The organism is Crystallibacter permensis (genome assembly GCF_025960875.1).
Classification (GTDB): Bacteria; Actinomycetota; Actinomycetes; order Actinomycetales; family Micrococcaceae; genus Crystallibacter; species Crystallibacter permensis.
In genome coordinates this window covers 1-18,951 of sequence record NZ_JAODLR010000022.1, presented here as the reverse complement: position 1 = coordinate 18,951, position 18,951 = coordinate 1, and the positions used below count along the sequence as shown (strand labels likewise).

The following is an 18,951-nucleotide window of genomic DNA, read 5'->3' as shown; positions in this document are numbered from 1 at the left end:
GGCAGGTATGGCAGAACTGGTCAAGCTCGTGGAGCAGAGCATCGAACTGGCGGCGGATGCCGATCGGGCGGATCTGCGCCGCAGGCTGGAGCAAACCCGCCGGCGGGTGCTCGATCCGAATGTCCGCGTGATCGTGGTCGGTGAGTTCAAGCAGGGCAAGAGCAAGTTGATCAACGCGCTCGTCAACGCCCCCGTCTGCCCCGTCGACGACGATATCGCCACCTCCGTGCCAACCGTGGTCCGGCACGGGGATCCGGCATCCGCCACCATCATGGTTCCCCGCGAGGGCAGCCAGGACGGCGACGGCGAACCCGAACTCGAGCGCCGCCAGGTGCCCATCGAGGACCTCGCCGCCTACGTGTCCGAGAACGGCAATCCCGGCAACCGCCGCCGCCTTGCCGCCGCTGAAGTCTCCCTGCCGCGGAAGCTCCTCTCCGGCGGACTGACCCTGGTGGACTCTCCCGGGGTCGGCGGCCTGAATTCGACCCATTCGTTCACCACCCTGACCGCGCTGCCGACGGCGGATGCCATGCTGCTGGTCTCCGACGCCTCACAGGAGTACACGGAGCCAGAGATCCGGTTCCTGCGCCAAGCCATGCGAATCTGCCCCAACGTGGCCTGCGTACTCTCCAAAACAGACCTGTACCCGCAGTGGCGGCAGGTCGCGGAACTGGACCGGGGCCATCTGGATAATGTCGGTCCGGACATCCCGCTGCTGCCGGTCTCTTCCGAACTGCGCCTGCACGCAGCCCGGCATAACGACAACGAACTCAACACCGAATCCGGCTTTCCCGCGCTCGTGACCTACTTGCGCCAGGAAGTCCTCGGCCAGGCCGAACGGCTGCAGCGCCGCTCCGTCGCCCACGACCTGCTCTCCAGCACCGAACACCTGCGCCTGTCGCTGCAGTCCGAACTCAGTGCGCTTCAAAACCCGGAAGGCACCCCGCAGATGATCGCCGGGCTGGAATCGGCCAAGGAACGCGCCGACGTGCAGCGCCAGCGTTCCGCCCGCTGGCAGACAACGCTCAACGACGGCGTCAGCGACCTCATCGCCGACATGGAACACGACCTGCGCGACCGTCTGCGCAGCATCCAGCGTGATGCCGAACAGGCCATCGACGCAGCAGACCCGGGACCGGTCTGGGAACAGTTCACCGAGTGGCTGGAACAACGCGTTGCGTCGGCTGTCTCGGACACGTTCGTTTGGACCAACGAACGTGCACAATGGCTCTCCGGGCAGGTCGCTGAACACTTCGCCCAGGACGAAGTGCCCCTGCCGGTCCTCCAGGTCGATGACACAGACGACGTGCTCGACCCGGTTGTCCCCGTCCCGGCATTGGACCCCGGCCGGCTCAGCCCCTTGCAGAAAATCCTCATCGGCATGCGCGGCTCCTACGGTGGCGTGCTGATGTTCGGCCTGCTCACCGGCATCGTCGGCATGTCGCTGATCAACCCGCTCTCCGTCGGCGCAGGTCTGCTGCTCGGCGGCAAAGCCTACCGCGAAGACAAGGAAGCCCGGCTCAAACGCCGCCAAAACGAAGCGAAGACACTGGTGCGCCGGCAAATTGACGAAGTCGTCTTCCAAGTCGGCAAACAGCTCAAAGACCGGCTCCGGCTGGTCCAGCGTGGAACGCGCGACCACTTCACCGAAATCGCCGAGGAACACCACCGCTCCCTGTCGGACTCCGTGCTCGCCGCGCAAAAAGCAGCGGCCAGCTACACGCTCGAACGAGAACAGCGTATCCGGGAGATCAAAGCCGTGCTTAAGCGTGTCGACACCCTGCGCAAACATGCCCAGCAGTTGGACGGCAAACCGGCCCTGGCAGGCAAGGTGTGAACGGCACGGGGGCGAACGGCTCCAGCGCGAACGGCTCCGCCGTCGACGTCGTTCCGGAACTCCTGCGGCAGGCCATCGAGGCCTACGCGGATGATCCGGACGCGCGGCGCGCGCTCGAGGGATACCAGCGGCGGCTTGCCGAACCCCTGCGGGTGGCGCTCGCCGGCATGGTGAAGGCTGGGAAGTCAACACTGCTCAATGCCATCATCGGGGAAGAGATCGCGCCCACTGACACCGCCGAATGCACCCGCGTGGTGACCTGGTACCGCTACCGGGACACCCCGCGGATCACGTTGTACCCGGCGCCCGGCGGACCAGGAGGACTTGCATCGGAGCCTCGAACCCTGCCCATTAGAAGAGTTAAGGGCAGATTGGTCTTCGACATGGGCACCTTCCGCGCCGAGGAGGTTGACCGGCTGGTGGTGGACTGGCCAGCCAAGGGACTGCGGGAGCTGACCCTGATCGACACCCCGGGCATCGCCTCGCTCTCGAGCGAGCTGTCTGCGCGGTCCACGGATTTCCTCACGCCCCGGGATGCTCCCTCCGAAGCAGACGCCGTCGTCTACCTGATGCGCCACCTGCATGCCGCCGATCTGAGGTTCCTGGAGGCTTTCAAGGACACCTCGGTAGGCCAGTCGGGGACGGTCAACGCACTCGCGGTACTCTCGCGTGCAGATGAGATCGGCGCCGGACGGATTGACTCGCTGCTTTCGGCGGGCGAGATCGCCGAGCGCTACCGTCGTGACGGTACTCTGCGGTCGCTGGCCCTGGGCGTGGTTCCCATCGCCGGCCTGCTGGCCCAAAGCGCGCGCACCCTGCGCCAAGCGGAGTTCACTGCGTTGCTGGAACTGGCCCGGCTGGACCGGTCGGAACGCGAGCGTATGCTGCTCTCTGCCGACAGGTTTGCCCGTCCCACCGAAGGGCTGGAAGCCGGTCCCGAGATCCGGGCAGCCCTGTTGGAACGGTTTGGCTTGTTCGGGATCCGGATGTCGACGGCTCTTATCCGGGGCGGCATCGCCGAACCGACGGCGCTGGCGCACGAGCTCGCCCGCCGCAGCGGACTGGATGAGCTGCTTCACCTGATGTCGGGCCAGTTCCAGGCCCGCGCCGCGCAGCTCAAGGCGCGGACCGCCTTGGCCGGTGTGGAGGCCCTTCTCCGCGAGCGGCCCCGGGCCGGAACGGAGCGGGTGGCAGCATTGCTCGAACGGATCCAAGCCGGTGCCCATGAGTTCCGGGAGCTGCGCCTGCTGGCTACCGCTCGGACCACGGGCCTGGACCTACCCAAGGAGTTGGCGTCAGAGGCCGAACGCCTGATCGGCGGCCGGGGGATATTGCCCGCACTCCGGCTCGGCCTGCCCGACGGCACGTCGTCGGAGGCACTGCGGGCCGAAGCCCTGGCATGCCTGCGCCGCTGGCGCACACTGGCCGAGAACCCGATGACCGACCGCAGTGCCGCGGAATCCTGCCAGATTGTGGTCCGCAGCTGCGAGGCGGTCCTCGCCCGACTTCCGGATGGCTCAGCCCCGCGGCCTACCGTACGTCTCGTGCTTGGCTCGGAACCAGGCGTCGGCGCCGGGCAGCAGACTGACCAGCAGCGCCGCACAGGCTAGCACCACCTGCGCTACCAGCGCCCAGCGGAGGTACATTTCGCCCTCGCCGGGAGCCACGAGGAACGCGTCCGCCAGGACCGCCGCTCCGCCGTGGAGTAGGAGGACCACCAGCTGCACCCACCGGACTCCGCCCCGCCGGCGCATCAGCCCGCGCAGCAGGAGCGCTTCGACCACAATGATGAGTGCCAGTGCGCCCAGGCTGCCCCAGTGCACCAGGGCAGCCACCGCGTCGACCGACGCTTCGTCCTGGGCGGGGTCAACCTCGGACACGATCTCGCGGAGCCGTTCCAGCCGGTCGTCGCTCGATAGGTACGCAAAGGCGATGGCCACCGCGCCGAGCAGGAAGCTCAACAGCCACAGCGATCTCGCTGCCTTCACCATGCCGGTGGGTGGCAGCGTCTGCCCTATCGGCGGAGGCGTCCGGTCGGACAACTGCGGTCTTTGCGGCCGTCCCGGCGGCGACGGATCGTGCCGTGCCGGACCGGCAGGATCATTGGTTCCCCAGTCTTGAGACATGCTCGTAATCTAGTGGCGGCCGCCACCCCGCGTCCACCTTTTCCCGCCCTTCATTCCCGGTTCACGCTGCGTTGGCATACCGGATGCAACCACGAGCCAGCATCGATCAAGGGGACATTGACCACCAGGATGAAGGAAGTTCAATTCTTATGGCATCACGCATTACCACGCTTCTGACCGGATCAGCCGCGGCCACCGTCGGGCTGTCCCTGCTCGCGGCGCCCGCCGCCGTTGCCCAGCAGACCGCGCCGCCGCCTGGCACAGCCAACACCGCCGACGCAGCCGCGCAGGACACCGCGGCCAGCAACCAAGCCGAAGCGCCGCTGCTCATCGGGCACCGCGGTGCCGCCGGCACTGCACCGGAGAATACGGTTGCCGCGTTCAAGGACGGCCGGGCCTCCGGTGCGGACTTCTTCGAGATCGACGTCCAGCTCAGCGCCGACGGCGTGCCGTTCCTCTTCCACGATGACACTCCGGCCCGCACCACCAACGTCGAGGGCGTCTTCCCGGACCGCGCCAACGATCCGATCACGTCCTTCACGTGGTCGGAGCTGCAGCAGCTCGACGCCGGCGCCTACTTCGGCGAGGAATTCGCCGGCGAACGCATCCCGCACCTGGATGACGCTGCCCAGGTCGCCACTACCGAGACCGGCGTGTACATCGAAATCAAGTCCCCGAAGAACTCCCCGGGCATCGAGCAGCTGGTCGCCGATGAGCTGCGCACCGATAAGAAGTGGCAGAAGCTGGTTGCCGCGGACAAGATCCAAGTGCTCAGCTTCGACGAGGCCTCCAACCGGGCCTTCGCCTCGATTGCCCCGGAGATCGAGCTGCAGCAGCTCTCCAGCACCGTTCCCGGTCCGGATACCTTGGCCCAGTGGGCCGAGTACGCCGATTCCGTGGGCACCAACTACCGCACGCTGACCGCGCAGAACGTCGCCGATGTGAAGGCCGCCGGTTTGGTCATCGGCGTCTACACCGCCAATTCCCCCGAGGCAGTCCAGCACTCCATCGACCTCGGCGTCGACGCAGTCACCGGCGACTTCCCGATCCAGACCGCCCGCTACCTCGACGGCGGAAAGCCGTTCCCCGCGGCGAACGGCGTCGAAATCGTGGACTCGGTCAACAACCCGGCCGGCAGCGACGTCCAGGCGGAAACCGGCGAGCACGTGCTCCTGCGCAACACCACCGGACACAGCATCGATGTCAGCGGCAGCATCATCCGCGACGCGGCGAACAACATCCTCGCCATCGGCGACGGGTACATCCTGGCCCCCGGCGCCGAGCTGCGCGTCTACACCGGACCCGGCACCAACACCGCGGAGAGCTTCTACAACGACGGCACCGCCTCGGTGCTCAACAACGGCGGCGACTCCGTGGCGCTGTGGACTCCGCAGGGCCACCTGCAGGACGTCTTCGCCAACTGAAGAGCCTAACTACGTACGACGCCGGCACTTCCGGTGGGAGGAAAATCCCACCGGGAGTGCCGCCGTCGTTGTTGAAAGAAAAAATAGGTTGCCCATCGCAGCCGGCGGGCGTCTACTAAAGAACAGGATCGTCCCGGTGAAGCTGTCTCTGCTGCCGGCGCCGGTCCACCGCGGAAGGACCGGCATGAACAGCCAAAGCGCAACCAACTGGATCCGTGCCGGCCTGCTGGCCTTGCCGGTGTACGGTTTGCTGACTGTCTGGGCGACGCTCGAGCCCCAGCCCGATCAGGCCACCGACCCAGCAGCGTGGGCGCGCTTCGTCAGCTCGGATTCCTATCTTGTAAGCCATCTGATCGGCAGCACGGGCGGTTCCATCCTGGCGGTTTTCGGGATCTTCGCGCTCGGAGTCTATCTGCATGGTAGGCGGCCGGGACGCCTGGCCTTGGCAGCCATGGTGATAACAGTCGCCGGACACCTTCTGCTCATGGTGCCGGCAGTAATCTCCACCTTCACCACGCCCGCTATCGGAAGGGCTTACCTGGATGGCAGCGACGGCGTCATGCAAGTAGAGTTCCCGCCCGCCATGACGGCCAGCTTTATGCTGGGCCTGCTGCTTGCTTTCGTGGGCAACGTGCTGCTTGGTGTGGCGATGTGGCGGTCGGGGATCCTGCCGCGGTGGACGGGAGCCCTGTGGATCGCTGCGGCCCTGATCTTCTACATCCTTGGGGTGGTGCTGGCGCTGGCGACGATGGGCAGCAGTTTGCCAACGCAGCCCATCGGGGCGCTGCTGACGGCGATCGCCGGAGGTTGGGTGGCATGGACGGCGCTGCGCCCTGCATCAAGCGAAACACAGCGCGTCCAAGCGCAGCCGGGCCTGCCGTAGCCGGAGGCCGTACGTGGGTCAGCAGCAACCGCCACCGCAGCAGCTTCCATCGCAGGCCGGGTCATCGCAGCAGGGACACGCCCTCTTGGTGTGCATCAAGGGTCACCTCCTTTCTGCTTTTCGTACCGGGCGGACACCACGTGCCCGGGGCCGGATCCGGGCAGTCCGTGCCGTTTAGCTGATCGGCCATGGCCTGCAGGTCGGAGCGCAACCGGGTGAGGCGGTCCAGCTCCCTGTCCAGCTCGCCGATCCGCCGGCGGAGCAAAGACTCGGCCGGTTCACAGGGACACCGGCCCGTGTCCCGAACGTCGAGCAGGTCGGCTATCTCAGCCAACCGCAGCCCCAGCCGCTGGCAACCCTGGATAAAGTGCACGCGGTCCGCAGTGCTGGGCGGATACAGCCGGTAACCCGTGGGGGACCGATCCGGGGGTGGAAGCAGGCCCGCCCGCTCGTAGTAGCGGAGCGCGTCGGTGGAGACGCCGACAGCCTTGGCCAATTCGCCAACTTTCAGCGCGTGAGGCGCCTGTAAGCCAGTCATGGCTTCAGCATAAACCTTGGAGCCCACTTCAAGGTCAACAAAAAAATCTGGTTCCTGCGGGCCGCATTTGTGCGCTTATTTGCCCGCACCCGTCCATTCCAGCAGCCGGTCCAACGGCCACGTATTAATGATCCGTTCCGCCGGGACACTGTTCCGAGCGGCGCGCTCGGCACCGTATTGGAGGAAGTCGAGCTGGCCGGGCGCGTGGGCATCGCTGTCAATGCTGAACAGGCAGCCTGCGTCCAGGGCAAGCTGGATCAGGTTGTCCGGCGGGTCCTGCCGCTCGGGACGCGAATTGATCTCGACGGCGACATCGTTCTCGGCGCAGGCGGCGAACACCCGCTCGGCGTCGAACTCCGATTCCGGGCGGGTGCCCCTGGACCCTTTTACCAGCCGGCCCGTGCAGTGGCCCAGCACGTTGGTGTGGGAATCGGTAATGCCGCCGAGCATTCTCTTGGTCATGGTGCGCTTATCGGAGCGGAGCTTTGAATGCACGCTGGCCACCACAACATCCAGCTGCTGCAGCATTGTGGGCGTTTGGTCCAGCGTGCCGTTTTCGAGGATGTCGACCTCGATCCCGGCCAGCAGGCGGAAGCCATCGGACGCCTGGTTGATCTCGGCGACCACGTCCAGCTGCTCAGTAAGCCGCTTCGCGCTCAGTCCATTGGCGATTTTCAGATTGGGGGAGTGGTCGGTCAGCGCCAGGTAGTCCCGTCCCAGCATCCGGGCTGTGTCCGCCATGGTCTCGATGGGGGACCCGCCGTCGGACCAGTTGCTGTGGCTGTGCAGATCGCCACGGAGGGCGGAGCTCAGTTCCGCGCCACCTTCGGCCAGCGGCTTGGCCGAACGTTCCCGCAGCTTCGCGAGGTAGTCGGGCACTCCGCCGTCGACCGCCTGGCTGATGACCTCGAACGTTCTGCTACCGATCCCCTTCATATTCTTAAGCCTGCCGTCACGTGTCCGGGCGGCGAGCTCCTCGGGCTCCAGGCTGCGAATGGCGGTGGCCGCCTTGCGGAAAGCCTGCACCTTGAAGCTGGGAGCAAGCTCGCGTTCGAGCCAGAAAGCAATCTCATTGAGTGCGTCGACAGCATCCATGGCTCCATCTTCCACCAAGGCGCAGCGCTGCGCCGCTCTAACGCAAAATCTCCGGCCGGCATTGGGTTGCGGACATCGTCAAATGGTGATGACAACCTTTCCGCGGACCTTGCCGGCCTCAAGGTAGCGCAACGCGTCGGGGACCTCGGCCAACGGGAACGTCCTGTCGATACTTGGCTTGACCTTCTCTGCCTCGATGAGCGCGCTCAGCTCTTCGAGGTCGGCGGCGCTTACCTTGCCGATAAACATGGTCAGCCGCTGGCCTATGAAGGGCGACAGGAGCAGGGCCCCCAGTTGCCGGTTCATGCCGCCGGTCAGGTTTCCGCCTTCTTCCCCGCCCGTGATGACCGCGGTTCCCTCCGGGGTCAGCGCGCGGCGCAGCCGGGCGAGCGAGGGGTTCCCCGCAATGTCGAGGATCAGATCGTAGCGGCTGGCGCCGTCGGCAAAGTCTTCCCGGGTGTAATCGATGACGTGGTCGGCACCCAGGGAGCGAACGGCGTCGAGCTTTGCGGTGCTCGCCACACCGGTGACAGGCGCGCGGAAGGCCTTGGCCAGCTGTACCGCGAAGGATCCGACGCCGCCGGACGCACCGATGACCAGCACTTTCTGCCCCGGCTCGATCCGGCCCGCGTCGCGCAGGCCTTGCAGAGCGGTGACCGCAGATACCGGAACGGCCGCGGCCTGCTCGAAAGTTAGATTTGCCGGCTTGATGGCCAGCTGGTCCTCGCGTGCTACTGCATATTCTGCAAAGGATCCGTGGCCGCTTCCGAAAACTTCGTCGCCGACGGCGAATCTGGTCACTGCCGGACCGACTGCGACGACAGTGCCAGCGAGGTCCATCCCGGGTATTGGGTTTTTCGGTTTGCGGAGCCCGAAGGCCAGCCGGGCCAGGTAAGGGAGTCCCCGTGTCAGATGCCAGACGCCGCGGTCCAGCCCGGCCGCCCGCACCCGGACAAGCACTTCGTGCTCCGCGGGAACGGGGCGTGGAATCTGCGTAAGGTGCAGGACCTCCGCGGAGCCGTAGACGTTTTGAACAATGGCGCGCATGGTGGCTTCCCCTTTGGCCGGGCCGTTCTTCAGGGTTCCCTTATCCACATGCTCTGCACGAGGTGCCACGGCCGTTTCCTTTACTCATGAAGTGCGGCGAAGCTGCCGTACTAAGTACGAAAAGAGTATCGTACAATGTACGAAAATACGATAGGCTGAAGTGAAATGCCTCAAGAAACAATTGGAACAAGCGAGGAGCGCTCTCCTTTAAGCAAGGAGCGTGTACTGCGCGGAGCTATCGCCCTCGCCGACGAAAAGGGCCTCGCGGCACTCACCATGCGTTCGCTGGCGCAGGAGCTCGGAGCCAAGCCGATGTCGCTCTACCATTACGTGGCGAACAAGGACGAGATGCTCGATGGAGTGGTGGACCTCGTCTTCAGCGAGATCGAGCTGCCGTCTTCGGCGGGGGACTGGCGGGTGGAGATACGTCGCCGGGCGGATTCGGCGCGGCAGGCATTGCAGCGACACCCGTGGGCGACCGCCCTGATGGAGTCGCGCACTGCGCCGGGGCCGGCGACTTTGCGGCATCACGACGCAATCCTGGGCACGCTGCGGTCCGCGGGCTTCTCCGTGAAGATGGCCGCCCACGCCTACGCCCTGCTCGACGCGTATGTGTACGGTTCCGCGCTGCAGGAAGCCGCGCTGCCTTTCAGCGGTCCGGATACCGTTGCCATCGTCGCCGAACCGATAGTGCAACTCTTTGCCGAGGGCGAGTACCCCCACCTCATGGAAATAGCCACCGAGCACGTGCTGAAACCCGGTTACGACTTCGGCGATGAATTCGAGTTCGGGCTCAACCTGATCCTGGACGCGCTCGCGGCAGCCCTACCTGCGGATCAAGCCTGATTTCCCGGGCGGGTGCCCGCTAACCACGACGGCGGACACGGGCTTCGGTTAGACGGCCAGGGAGAGTTGGTTGAGCCGCGCTGGATCGGCGAGCACGTCTATCGCCACGATCTTTCCGTTCCTGACGGTGAAAGCCATGACTGAAATAGCCTGTTTGCGCGGAACCACCACGGCTCCGGCGGTTCCGTTGACCAGGGCCGGCCGCACGAACGGTGCGAGCTGCTGGTAAGTAACGGCTTGTCCGGCCACTGTCGAAGAGCCGCGCAGGACCGTGGTGGCAGCGGGACGGGCCAGTCCGCCGTCGGAACGAAGCACGACGTCGGGGTCCAGCACCGCGACGAGCGCAGCGAAGTCGCCGTTGCGGGAGGCTGCGAAAAAGGCGTCCACCGCTTCACGCTGGCGTACGGGGTCGGCGTCGGGGACATGGGATTCCTGCTCCACGAGACGGCGGGCACGGCTGGCGAGTTGCCGCGCTGATGCCGGCGAGGCGCCGATAACGGTGGCGATCTCGTCGAACGGAACGCTGAACATGTCGTGCAGCACGAATGCCAGCCGTTGGGCAGGAGTCAAGGTGTCCAGCACGACCAGCAGGGCGAGCCCGATCGAGTCGGCCAGCAGCGTCTCCTGCTCGGGATCAGTCCCTTCGACACTGCTCACCACAGGGTCCGGCATGTGCAGCCCGAACGGCTGTTCCCCGCGTGTGCTGCGGGAACGCAGCATGTTCAGGCACACCCTTGCGAGTACGGTTGTCAGCCAGGCGCCAAGATTCTCGACACTTTTTGCATCCGTGCCGCTGAGCCGTAACCAGGTCTCCTGGACGGCGTCGTCGGTCTCGCTCAGCGAACCGAGCATGCGGTAAGCCACGGCGCGGAGCCGGCCCCGGTGCGGCTCGAACTGCTCGGCCAGCTGTTCAAGATCGTCCATCTGTCACATTCTCCCGCCGGGAAGTGTCATATCAGTGAACCACGATAACGAGTGACTATCCTGAGAGGGGACAACAATGCAGTTGCACACCAATCAAGAGCACAGCACGACGGCGCCCGTGCTGGTAACAGGCGGGACAGGAACGCTGGGGCGGCATCTCGTTCCGCGCCTGCTGGAAGCCGGCAGCCGCGTGCGGGTGTTGAGCCGGACCAGCCGCGAACCGGTGGAGGGTGTCGAGTTCGTTACCGGTGATCTGGCCGCGGGGGAAGGCATCGAAGCGGCGGTGGAAAGAGTGGAAATCATCGTCCACGCTGCGGGCAGCGGCAAAGGTGACGATGAAAAGGCCCATTATCTGGTTCGGGCCGCGGCCGTGGCCAACGTCCGGCACCTTGTTTACATTTCGGTGGTCGGCGCAGACCGCACCCCGATCACCAGCGGCGTTGACCGGGCGATGTTCGGCTACGTCGGAGCCAAGCGGACGGCAGAGCTGATCATCGCCAACTCCGGGCTGCCCTACACGACTCTGCGAGCCACCCAGTTCCATGACTTGGTGCTGATGATGGCGCAGGGGATGGCCAAGCTTTCCGTGATACCTGTGCCTGCCGGCTTTAACATTCAGCCGGTTGATGCTGCAGAAGTAGCAGCGCGCTTGGTTCAGTTGGCCCTCGGCGAGCCGGCAGGCTTAGTCCCAGAAATGGGAGGACCGGAGGTGCACCCGTTGGCGGAGTTGATCCGAGGCTACCTGCGCGCGACCGGCCGCCGCCGACTCATCGTGCCGGTTCGGATGCCAGGCGGGGCGGCACGCGCGTTCAGGGACGGCGCCAATCTGGTACCCGAACACACTGTAGGCCGCAGGACATGGGAAGACTTCCTGGCGGAGCACATTGCCGTCAGCAGTTATGCCTGACGCTCTAGTCAACGCCGGGCGGAGGTTCTACTGTTTTCTTATCTGCTCCATCTTGGTAAAGGAGGGGTGTGGGAAACCAGCGGCGCCCGAGGGGTGCCTTCCCAACGGCCCCTCACAATGCGCGGTAGCGGCCGGCTACGCACCAGGTGTAACCGGCACCGGAATTCCCACATGAAACATCATGCGGCTATGGGGACGCAATAAACCGGAACCTGTCAATCTCGATGAGCTGCTGGCTGAGGCGCGCCCCGGCCGAATCCCGAAGCGGCGTGCCGGTCAGGGGCGGATCGACCTGTGGCTGGCGAGCGTAGCTGTCGCAGCTTTAGGCGTAGGCATGATCGTGGCACCGGCAGCGGTGGGCTTGTCTGTCGCAGGCAACACTGTTCTGGACATGTGGGAGGAGCTGCCGACCGACTTGCCGGTGGACCGCCTGCTGCCGCAGCATACGGTGTTGCTGGACAAGGACGGCAAGGAATTCGCCCGTATTTACAGTGAAAACCGGACAGATGTGAAGCTGGACCAGGTGTCCGAGGCGTTCAAGGAAACACTGATCGCGACCGAGGACGCGCGTTTCTACGAGCATCGGGGCGTGGATCCCCTCGGTGTCACCCGCGCGCTCATCAACAATGTGACCAGCGAGGATGTTCAAGGCGCGTCCACCATCACGCAGCAGCTGGTCCAGAACATGCTGGTCAACCACGCGCGCGACGAAGTCGAGGAGCAGGTGGCTGTAGGCGTCACCTACAACGCCAAGATCCGCGAGGCCAAATACGCGCTTGCGCTGGAGAAGCAGCTGTCCAAGGATGAGATCCTCACCCAGTACATGAACGCCGTCTACTTCGGCAACGGCGCTTACGGGGTGCAGTCGGCCGCCCGTATCTACTTCAGCACGACGGCGGCGAAGCTGAACCATGTCCAGTCGGCGCTGCTGGTCGGCATGCTCAAGGCACCCGTTGACCTCGACCCCTTCGCCAACCCCGAAGGTGCCACGGAACGGCGCGACACCGTGTTGACGGTGCTTGAGCAACGAGGTGTCCTGACAGCCGAAGAGGCAAAGGCCGCCCTGGAATCGGAGCTGGCCGTGAAGCGCGGCTCGGCCCCATCCAGCTGCGGGGAATCCAAGTACCCCTTCTACTGCGAGCTCGTCCGCGAGGAAATCCTGACGAACAAGGCGTTCGGGAAGACGCCCGAGATCCGTCAGGAACGCTTCCGCCTAGGCGGTTTAACGCTAACGACGACGTTGGACCGGAAAGCGGCAGATGCTGCACAGGCTGCGGTCGAGAAAGCACTTGGCAATACGAACCGCGCGGCTCTGGGCACCGCGATCATCGTGCCAGGAACCGGCCATATCGCGGCCATCGTCCAGAACCGGGACTGGGGCGAGGGCAAAGGCAAGACGGAAGTGATCTACGCCAAGAGCGCGTTTCAGGTAGGGTCTGCCATGAAACCCATTATTCTGGCCGAGGCGCTGAACCAAGGCATCCCGACCTCCACCCGGCTACGCGCTGACGGACCCTACCGCTCGTCGAAACTCGATAACCCGCGCGGCGGTTATGTCAACTACGGCAACCGCGATTACGGGGTGATCAATGCCTATAAGGCCATCCGCAGCTCTGTGAATGTGTATTTCGTCCGCCTTATTGAGCGCGTCGGGGTTATCAACGCGGCCGAGATGGCCGAAACATTGGGCATTACGTCTATCCCCGTCGATCAGCTGGTCGGGCGGGAAGCCTCGCTGGCCCTGGGTGCCTACGAAGTGTCCCCACTGGAAATGGCCAACGCCTACTCCGCCTTCATGGGCGGGGGAGTGCTCTGCCAGCCGGTAACGGTCATCAAGGCGGTGCGTACCGGCACCAAGGAAGAGCTGCCGGTTCCGGATCCTGATTGCCATCAGGCGATCGACAAGGATATAGCCAACACCGTGGCCGATGTGCTCAAGGAACCGTTCAAACGAACCGGCACCCTTGGCCCGCGGCTCCGCCCGGAAGGCCGTGAAGCGGGCGCCAAGACGGGAACCACCAACGACTTCGCCGCCAACTGGATTGTCGGCGGAACACCCCAACTCGTGGCTGCCGTCTGGCTGGGGGATCCGAGGGGTGGGGCGCAGTATCCGCTGACGCGGGTGGAGGCCTACGGCAACACCTACCGGGATCTGACCGGTTCCGAAGTGGCCGGCCCGGTCTGGCAAGACACCATCGAGGGTGCGCTCAAGGGCGAGAAGAAAGTCCGGCTACCCGACGCGCCCTGACCGAGTCCCGGTACCGCCGCTCTACGGCATCGGGAAGGATGCCAGCCCGTTCCTTCCTATTTCCAATCTACCTCCCGCCCCGGGGCTTGCGGCAAGCCCCGGGCCCGGCCGCATAATCGGCATGCTGGAACTCAGGGAATGGGAGTGGCAAAATGTCGATGACCGAGCATGCAGTGGTAGTTGCCGGAGGAGGTCCCACGGGGCTGATGCTGGCGGGCGAGTTGGCGTTGGCGAGGGTCGACGTCGCTATCGTCGAGCGGCGTCCCAGCCAAGACCTCGCCGGCGCCCGCGCAGGTGGCTTGCACGCGCGCACCATCGAAGTCTTGGACCAGCGCGGGATCGCCGACCGGTTCCTCTCGGAGGGGCAGGTGGCGCAGGTCGCCGCATTCGGCGGCAGCAGTTTGGACATCAGTGACTTCCCCACCCGGCACAACTATGGGCTTGGGCTGTGGCAGAACCACATCGAGCGCATCCTGGCCGGCTGGGTCAACGAGCTGGACGTGAAGATCTACCGTGGACGCGAAGTGACAGGTTTCGCCCAGGACGGCACCGGCGTCGACGTCGAGTTGGACGATGGCCGGCAGTTGCGGGCGGAGTATCTCGTCGGCTGCGACGGAGGGCGCAGCCTGGTCCGTAAGGTGGCCGGCATCGCCTTCCCCGGATGGGATCCGACGACCAGCAATCTGATCGCGGAGGTCGAGATGGCTGAGGAGCCCGAACTGGGCGTCCGCCGCGATTCCCTCGGGCTCCATGGTTTAGGAAAGTTGGAGTACGAGATTCACGACGGCGATGTGGTCTACCTGGATGGCGGGCCTATACGGGTCATGGTGACCGAAGGGCACCTCCAGCGAACGGACGAACCGACTTTGCGTGATCTCAGCGAGGCGCTCATCGCCGTCTACGGGACGGACTATGGAATCCACAATCCAACCTGGATTTCCCGGTTTACGGACATGGCACGGCAGGCCGCCGCTTACCGGGACAGGCGGGTCCTGCTGGCCGGCGACGCCGCGCACGTGCACCCGCCTGACGGCGGACAAGGCCTCAACACGGGCATGCAGGATGCGGTGAATCTGGGATGGAAACTGGCTCAGGTAGTCAAGGGAACATCACCAGCGAGCCTCCTGGATACCTATCACGCCGAGCGGCATCCGGTTGCTGCCCGCGTGCTGCGAAACTCCATGGCGCAAGTCGCGCTTCGCCGGGCCGACGAACGCACTACGGCCTTGCGCGACACCGTCTCCGAACTGCTGAGCATGGACGAGCCGCGAAAGCGGTTCGGAGCCATGATGTCTGGTCTGGACGTCCACTATGACCTCGGCGAGGGGCATCCGCTGCTCGGACGCCGTATGCCCGATCTTGACCTGGTCACCGTCGACGGCCCGCTCCGCGTGTTCACCCTGCTGCACCGGGCCAAGCCCGTGCTCCTCAACCTCGACGAACCCGGCCGCTTCGACATCACGCCATGGGCAGATCGAGTGCAGTTGGTCGACGCGGAACATGTCGGTGCATGGGATCTTCCTGCAATCGGGGCGGTTACTGCGCCCACCGCCGTGTTGGTTCGTCCCGATGGATACGTAGCTTGGGTGGGAGAGCTGGCTGACCCAGGGCTCCCTGACGCGCTCACCAGCTGGTTCGGTGCGCCTACCCCGGCATAGCGCCCCGGCTCCAGACGCGGTGGCATTCATGCTGGTTCCTTCTTAGAGAACCACCGCGCGGAACGCGCGAACGCTGCCATAGTTGGTGCGGGCAGTGACCTTGAGACGATCGGCGGTGCCGTCGTCGTTCTGGATTTCGGGCTCGGCCACGTCAAGTTCGTTGCGGACGGCGCCGCCCTTGGCGTTCAAGTCGAGCCAAGTGAGAGTGCCATGGCGGATACCGACCTCGACGTCGCCGTAGCTCGCGACGAGCCGGGCGGTACCGCTGACCGCGTCGCTGATCCGGATTTTGCCGTGCGCGGCGCGGGCTTCGACGTCGTCCATGACGGTGCGGACGTCGATGTTCCCGTACCCACTGATCGCTACGAGCCGTCCCATGACGAGCCCAACGGAGACGTTTCCATGCGAGGATTTCACTGTCGTGTTGCCATACACCTCGCCCACGAACACACTGGACCCGGTGAGCTCGGTGGTGCCGCTGACCCGCTCAAGGCTGACCTCACCGTGAGCGGTCTTTGCGGTCAGCTCGGCACAATCACCGGCTGTGATGTCGCCGTAGGCGGTAGTCAGCGAAGACGGCCCAATAGGCCCGCGGACGCGGATATTCCCGCAGGACGACTTCACTTTGAAGCGGGATCGCTTGGGAACGAGGACATGCACGTCGATTGACCAGCCCTTGTTGACCCACGCCCTGAGCACGTTCTCGCGCTTCTGCGTGATCATCAGCCGACCATCAGCGAAGTCGACGGTGGTGTTCTCAGCCGCGCGAACGTCGGCAGGTCGATCCGCGTGGGTGGGCGTGATGTCAACTGTGATCTCGTCGACATCGTCGGCGGTGACCATCAGCTCGCCCATCACGAGGTTGATTGTGGCTTCGATAATGCTTGAGGCGGCGTAGGTGTACTGCATGGAAACTCCTTACCGGACCCAGCCGGTGAATCGGGTGCCGCTGTTGGCGGGCGGCACCGGAGCGGTAATGGTCTGGTCGGCGAGAGCGGTTGCGACCGCGCGGACCAGCCAGGTGTTGACCGAGAGACCTTCGCGAGCGGCGGCAGCCTCGGCTTTGGTTTTGAGGTTCTCCGGCAGGCGCAGCGTGGTACGGGTAGTCCGCCCGTCAACGGTGTAGTCCATGGACGACGCTGGCTCCTGAGCCACCACGGCCTCCGTGGTGTCAGATGGCAGCGGTGGTGTCACCACGAATTCCGGATCCCGCCCACGCAACCGCACATCAACGGAGCCGGGCGCGAGCTCGGACGTGATCTCACTGGCTGCCTCAGACAAGACCTCGAGAATGACCAGACGTAGCGATGCATCGAGCGAACGGATCAACTGGCTGGCGATCTCACTCGCCTGCTCGCCGGCAAGTTCGGTCGCCTCCACCAGCTGGCCCTGAAGGTCTTGTACATGTCGCGAAATATCCACGACATCAGTATGACACCATGATGGTGTCATAATCAATAGACTGGCGCTCGGCTCACTCCCGTCCTGCACCAGAAGCTCCTTCTGGAGGTTGCGCCTCGTGGTCCTTCCGCTGCGTATGCCTCGCTGACTGTCGCCGTCGCCGTGCTCATGCTTGATCTGCCAGGCCTTGGACAGATCGGGACAACAGGCAGAAATATTGGTTCCTTGCAGCGGGCAAACCGTCGGATTCGATGGAACCGGCTTAGCCTCTCCTTATACTGGTGCAACTACTTCATCCGGAGGTCGACGTGGACGCCAGCGAAGATGGGACCGGCGCGGCAATGCCCGTCCGTGTGGTTGCTGTGAATCAGGCTGACGCTGACTCAGCGGCACGGATTCCGCCGGATATGCTCTGCACGTACGCACCGGATGGGTTAGGCATCGACGCCAGTGCCTACGCCGCTGATGAAACCGACCCTCGCGACCTCGACAAGATCTTCGCCGCGCTGCGGGGCGGGGACTCCGGGCAGACATACATCGGAGTGGCCGGGCCAAGTCCATGCCCCGACGCGTTCGGGAGTGCAGACGCCGACGGCGACTGACCGGGGACGGACTCGACGTGAGGCTCGGCCCCACCGCCTTCGAAACCATGGGCGGGAGCAGCAGTACGAAGCTTCGTCGTGCGTGCCGATAGTGTGTGGAGGTGGGCGTTCCTTTCGCTCCGGTTATGGTGCGAACACGAAGTATGGGGGAAGTAATTGCCTAGGAAACCGTCCGTAGGAATGACTGCTGTCCTATTGCTGGCAGCCGGCGTGGTTCTTGGTCTCAGTACACACTCCGGCGAGCACGGCCTCCCCGCTTCCGTAATCGAGCCCTCGTCTCCTTCGCCAGCTGCCCTTGGAACGCCCTCTGCTTCCGCGTTCGAATCTGAGTCCCGAGACGTTCAGCATGATCCCGAGGCGAGAGTTTATGAGCCGTTCATTGAATGCTCCGCAGACTATGCCGATGGACCAGGGGCTAATCTGGACAGGCAGAACATGATCGGCCCGGAGAACAGCGTGATTGTTTCCCCTGAGGAGATGAAGGCCATGGGGCGCCCCGAAGCTGAAATACAGGCACAGGCAGCAAGGTGGAACGAACTTTCGCCGGAAGAGCGCGAAGAGCAGTTATGCCGTGCCGCCCAACAGAACGCAGTCATCGGCCAATAGTCCAGCTGACCGCGGGGGCTCGTCGGATTAATGAATTGTCGGGGTTGTATCTCGATCCGAACGGACACCTTCCGCCCTGCCCGCCGTTGCTCAACCTCCATCCACGGCTGATGTTGCGCTGCTGGGGACGTTGGTCTTCTTTCAAGGGTGGACGAAAGAGAGTGCAGAAAGCAGGATGGAGCCATGAGCTCCCACAACGCACTTCTTAAGCATGTATCCATCGCAGCCAAGGAATCCACGTTGGTAGCGAAATTCGATATAGACGGCAACATTCCCGGCTCGGGGCCCTATGTGGTCGGCCTCGTGGCTGCCACCCCGGATCATTCCCACCAGCGCAGAATGGGAATCGAGTTTATTAACGGCGAAGCTGTCTCGTTCTACTGCTTCAGCCATGACGGCACCGAGGAGAACTTTGACCTCAGCGGTGTGGAGCATTCAGGGAATACTATTACCGGCCACTTCCCCTTAAGCACGGTACTGGGACTGGAAAAAGGGCACCTAATGACAGCGTTTAGCGAGGCCGAAGGGCGAGAATATCAGGCTAATGTGCCAGTGGAGGAAGCGCTCTAGAAGTAGGCCCATCATCAAGTACGAAGAGACTCTGCTTGAACTGGGTTTGAGTGTTCTGGCTAAGGGCGAACGAACTAGTCTTCACCAAACTGCAAGGGACACTTCAGAGGCGGGATGGTTACTTCTTCTTCCTTTTCTTACGTTGGTTACGTCCCGTGGAATGGTGTAATTCTCCGCAGTTGCGCGTTGCTCCGGCAACGTAGTGAGCCATCGTGCGATGGTCAGTGAGTACAGATCAA

At 64.2% G+C, this 18,951-nt stretch carries 18 protein-coding genes; 11 read left to right on the top strand and 7 right to left on the bottom strand.

Annotated elements, in window-relative coordinates:
* Nucleotides 1-7: 7 nt before the first annotated feature.
* Nucleotides 8-1,837 (top strand): dynamin family protein, encoded by a 1,830-nt coding sequence (locus B0G38_RS19195; RefSeq protein ID WP_264670922.1) that lies wholly within the window; start codon nucleotides 8-10, stop codon nucleotides 1,835-1,837.
* A complete protein-coding gene (locus B0G38_RS19190) occupies nucleotides 1,834-3,447 on the top strand; it encodes a dynamin family protein (RefSeq protein WP_264670921.1) in 1,614 nt (537 codons plus the stop codon). Before B0G38_RS19195 ends, B0G38_RS19190 begins: the two co-directional genes overlap by 4 nt.
* Here B0G38_RS19190 and B0G38_RS19185 read toward each other — a convergent pair.
* Complete coding sequence (locus tag B0G38_RS19185; RefSeq protein WP_264670920.1) at nucleotides 3,355-3,963, bottom strand: hypothetical protein; 609 nt, start codon at nucleotides 3,961-3,963, stop codon at nucleotides 3,355-3,357. The genes B0G38_RS19190 and B0G38_RS19185 overlap by 93 nt on opposite strands.
* A 149-nt stretch (nucleotides 3,964-4,112) precedes the next feature.
* On the opposite strand from B0G38_RS19185, the gene B0G38_RS19180 reads away from it, so the two are divergent.
* Both B0G38_RS19180 and B0G38_RS19175 read left to right on the top strand, forming a co-directional pair.
* Nucleotides 4,113-5,387, top strand: a complete 1,275-nt coding sequence (locus tag B0G38_RS19180) for a glycerophosphodiester phosphodiesterase family protein (protein ID WP_264670919.1) — start codon at nucleotides 4,113-4,115, stop codon at nucleotides 5,385-5,387.
* Between the two features lie 136 nt (nucleotides 5,388-5,523).
* On the top strand, nucleotides 5,524-6,270 hold the full coding sequence (locus B0G38_RS19175; RefSeq protein WP_264670918.1) for a DUF4386 family protein: 747 nt from the start codon (nucleotides 5,524-5,526) through the stop codon (nucleotides 6,268-6,270).
* Between the two features lie 61 nt (nucleotides 6,271-6,331).
* Here B0G38_RS19175 and B0G38_RS19170 read toward each other — a convergent pair whose 3' ends face one another.
* The 3 genes from B0G38_RS19170 to B0G38_RS19160 form a co-directional block, all read right to left on the bottom strand.
* The gene (locus tag B0G38_RS19170; RefSeq protein WP_264670917.1) at nucleotides 6,332-6,808 is read right to left on the bottom strand and encodes a heavy metal-responsive transcriptional regulator; all 477 of its coding nucleotides are present in this window, start codon (nucleotides 6,806-6,808) and stop codon (nucleotides 6,332-6,334) included.
* Nucleotides 6,809-6,883: 75 nt separating this feature from the next.
* Nucleotides 6,884-7,903 carry a PHP domain-containing protein gene (locus B0G38_RS19165; RefSeq protein ID WP_264670916.1) on the bottom strand — a complete coding sequence of 340 codons (1,020 nt, stop codon included), beginning with the start codon at nucleotides 7,901-7,903 and terminating at the stop codon, nucleotides 6,884-6,886.
* A 78-nt stretch (nucleotides 7,904-7,981) separates the two neighbouring features.
* Nucleotides 7,982-9,019: an NAD(P)-dependent alcohol dehydrogenase gene (locus tag B0G38_RS19160; RefSeq protein WP_319801272.1), complete on the bottom strand. Its 1,038-nt coding sequence runs from the start codon at nucleotides 9,017-9,019 to the stop codon at nucleotides 7,982-7,984.
* A 96-nt stretch (nucleotides 9,020-9,115) separates the two neighbouring features.
* Between B0G38_RS19160 and B0G38_RS19155 the strand changes: the two genes are divergently transcribed.
* The gene (locus B0G38_RS19155) at nucleotides 9,116-9,796 is read left to right on the top strand and encodes a TetR/AcrR family transcriptional regulator (RefSeq protein WP_264670915.1); all 681 of its coding nucleotides are present in this window, start codon (nucleotides 9,116-9,118) and stop codon (nucleotides 9,794-9,796) included.
* 48 nt (nucleotides 9,797-9,844) lie between these two features.
* Here B0G38_RS19155 and sigJ read toward each other — a convergent pair whose 3' ends face one another.
* Nucleotides 9,845-10,720, bottom strand: a complete 876-nt coding sequence (gene sigJ, locus B0G38_RS19150) for an RNA polymerase sigma factor SigJ (protein ID WP_264670914.1) — start codon at nucleotides 10,718-10,720, stop codon at nucleotides 9,845-9,847.
* Between the two features lie 76 nt (nucleotides 10,721-10,796).
* Here sigJ and B0G38_RS19145 point away from each other — a divergent pair, with 76 nt between their 5' ends.
* From B0G38_RS19145 to B0G38_RS19135, 3 genes are all read left to right on the top strand, one after another.
* A complete protein-coding gene (locus B0G38_RS19145) occupies nucleotides 10,797-11,627 on the top strand; it encodes an SDR family oxidoreductase (protein ID WP_264670913.1) in 831 nt (276 codons plus the stop codon).
* A gap of 181 nt (nucleotides 11,628-11,808) precedes the next feature.
* Nucleotides 11,809-13,875, top strand: coding sequence for a transglycosylase domain-containing protein (locus B0G38_RS19140; RefSeq protein ID WP_264670912.1), 2,067 nt, complete (start codon nucleotides 11,809-11,811; stop codon nucleotides 13,873-13,875).
* A 152-nt stretch (nucleotides 13,876-14,027) separates the two neighbouring features.
* Nucleotides 14,028-15,533 carry an FAD-dependent monooxygenase gene (locus tag B0G38_RS19135; RefSeq protein WP_264670911.1) on the top strand — a complete coding sequence of 502 codons (1,506 nt, stop codon included), beginning with the start codon at nucleotides 14,028-14,030 and terminating at the stop codon, nucleotides 15,531-15,533.
* A 42-nt stretch (nucleotides 15,534-15,575) separates the two neighbouring features.
* On the opposite strand, the gene B0G38_RS19130 is transcribed toward B0G38_RS19135, so the two are convergent.
* Nucleotides 15,576-16,442: a DUF4097 domain-containing protein gene (locus tag B0G38_RS19130; protein ID WP_264670910.1), complete on the bottom strand. Its 867-nt coding sequence runs from the start codon at nucleotides 16,440-16,442 to the stop codon at nucleotides 15,576-15,578.
* Between the two features lie 9 nt (nucleotides 16,443-16,451).
* The gene (locus B0G38_RS19125; protein WP_264670909.1) at nucleotides 16,452-16,955 is read right to left on the bottom strand and encodes a type II toxin-antitoxin system HicB family antitoxin; all 504 of its coding nucleotides are present in this window, start codon (nucleotides 16,953-16,955) and stop codon (nucleotides 16,452-16,454) included.
* Between the two features lie 287 nt (nucleotides 16,956-17,242).
* Here B0G38_RS19125 and B0G38_RS19120 point away from each other — a divergent pair, with 287 nt between their 5' ends.
* The 3 genes from B0G38_RS19120 (at nucleotide 17,243) to B0G38_RS19110 (ending at nucleotide 18,712) form a co-directional block, all read left to right on the top strand.
* Nucleotides 17,243-17,536: a hypothetical protein gene (locus B0G38_RS19120; protein ID WP_264670908.1), complete on the top strand. Its 294-nt coding sequence runs from the start codon at nucleotides 17,243-17,245 to the stop codon at nucleotides 17,534-17,536.
* Between the two features lie 435 nt (nucleotides 17,537-17,971).
* Nucleotides 17,972-18,142 carry a hypothetical protein gene (locus tag B0G38_RS19115; protein ID WP_264670907.1) on the top strand — a complete coding sequence of 57 codons (171 nt, stop codon included), beginning with the start codon at nucleotides 17,972-17,974 and terminating at the stop codon, nucleotides 18,140-18,142.
* Nucleotides 18,143-18,325: 183 nt separating this feature from the next.
* Nucleotides 18,326-18,712 carry a hypothetical protein gene (locus tag B0G38_RS19110; RefSeq protein ID WP_139006651.1) on the top strand — a complete coding sequence of 129 codons (387 nt, stop codon included), beginning with the start codon at nucleotides 18,326-18,328 and terminating at the stop codon, nucleotides 18,710-18,712.
* The last annotated feature ends 239 nt before the right edge of the window (nucleotides 18,713-18,951 follow it).

Excerpts from the sequence above, each read along its gene's own strand:
- B0G38_RS19130 (WP_264670910.1), bottom strand. The coding sequence starts at position 16,442 with ATGCAGTACACCTACGCCGCCTCAAGCATTATCGAAGCCACAATCAAC.
- B0G38_RS19135 (WP_264670911.1), top strand. The coding sequence starts at position 14,028 with ATGTCGATGACCGAGCATGCAGTGGTAGTTGCCGGAGGAGGTCCCACG.
- B0G38_RS19140 (WP_264670912.1), top strand. The coding sequence starts at position 11,809 with ATGCGGCTATGGGGACGCAATAAACCGGAACCTGTCAATCTCGATGAG.
- B0G38_RS19145 (WP_264670913.1), top strand. The coding sequence starts at position 10,797 with ATGCAGTTGCACACCAATCAAGAGCACAGCACGACGGCGCCCGTGCTG.
- B0G38_RS19195 (WP_264670922.1), top strand. The coding sequence starts at position 8 with ATGGCAGAACTGGTCAAGCTCGTGGAGCAGAGCATCGAACTGGCGGCG.
- B0G38_RS19185 (WP_264670920.1), bottom strand. The coding sequence starts at position 3,963 with ATGTCTCAAGACTGGGGAACCAATGATCCTGCCGGTCCGGCACGGCAC.
- sigJ (WP_264670914.1), bottom strand. The coding sequence starts at position 10,720 with ATGGACGATCTTGAACAGCTGGCCGAGCAGTTCGAGCCGCACCGGGGC.
- B0G38_RS19155 (WP_264670915.1), top strand. The coding sequence starts at position 9,116 with ATGCCTCAAGAAACAATTGGAACAAGCGAGGAGCGCTCTCCTTTAAGC.
- B0G38_RS19165 (WP_264670916.1), bottom strand. The coding sequence starts at position 7,903 with ATGGATGCTGTCGACGCACTCAATGAGATTGCTTTCTGGCTCGAACGC.
- B0G38_RS19180 (WP_264670919.1), top strand. The coding sequence starts at position 4,113 with ATGGCATCACGCATTACCACGCTTCTGACCGGATCAGCCGCGGCCACC.
- B0G38_RS19110 (WP_139006651.1), top strand. The coding sequence starts at position 18,326 with ATGAGCTCCCACAACGCACTTCTTAAGCATGTATCCATCGCAGCCAAG.
- B0G38_RS19170 (WP_264670917.1), bottom strand. The coding sequence starts at position 6,808 with ATGACTGGCTTACAGGCGCCTCACGCGCTGAAAGTTGGCGAATTGGCC.
- B0G38_RS19115 (WP_264670907.1), top strand. The coding sequence starts at position 17,972 with ATGATCGGCCCGGAGAACAGCGTGATTGTTTCCCCTGAGGAGATGAAG.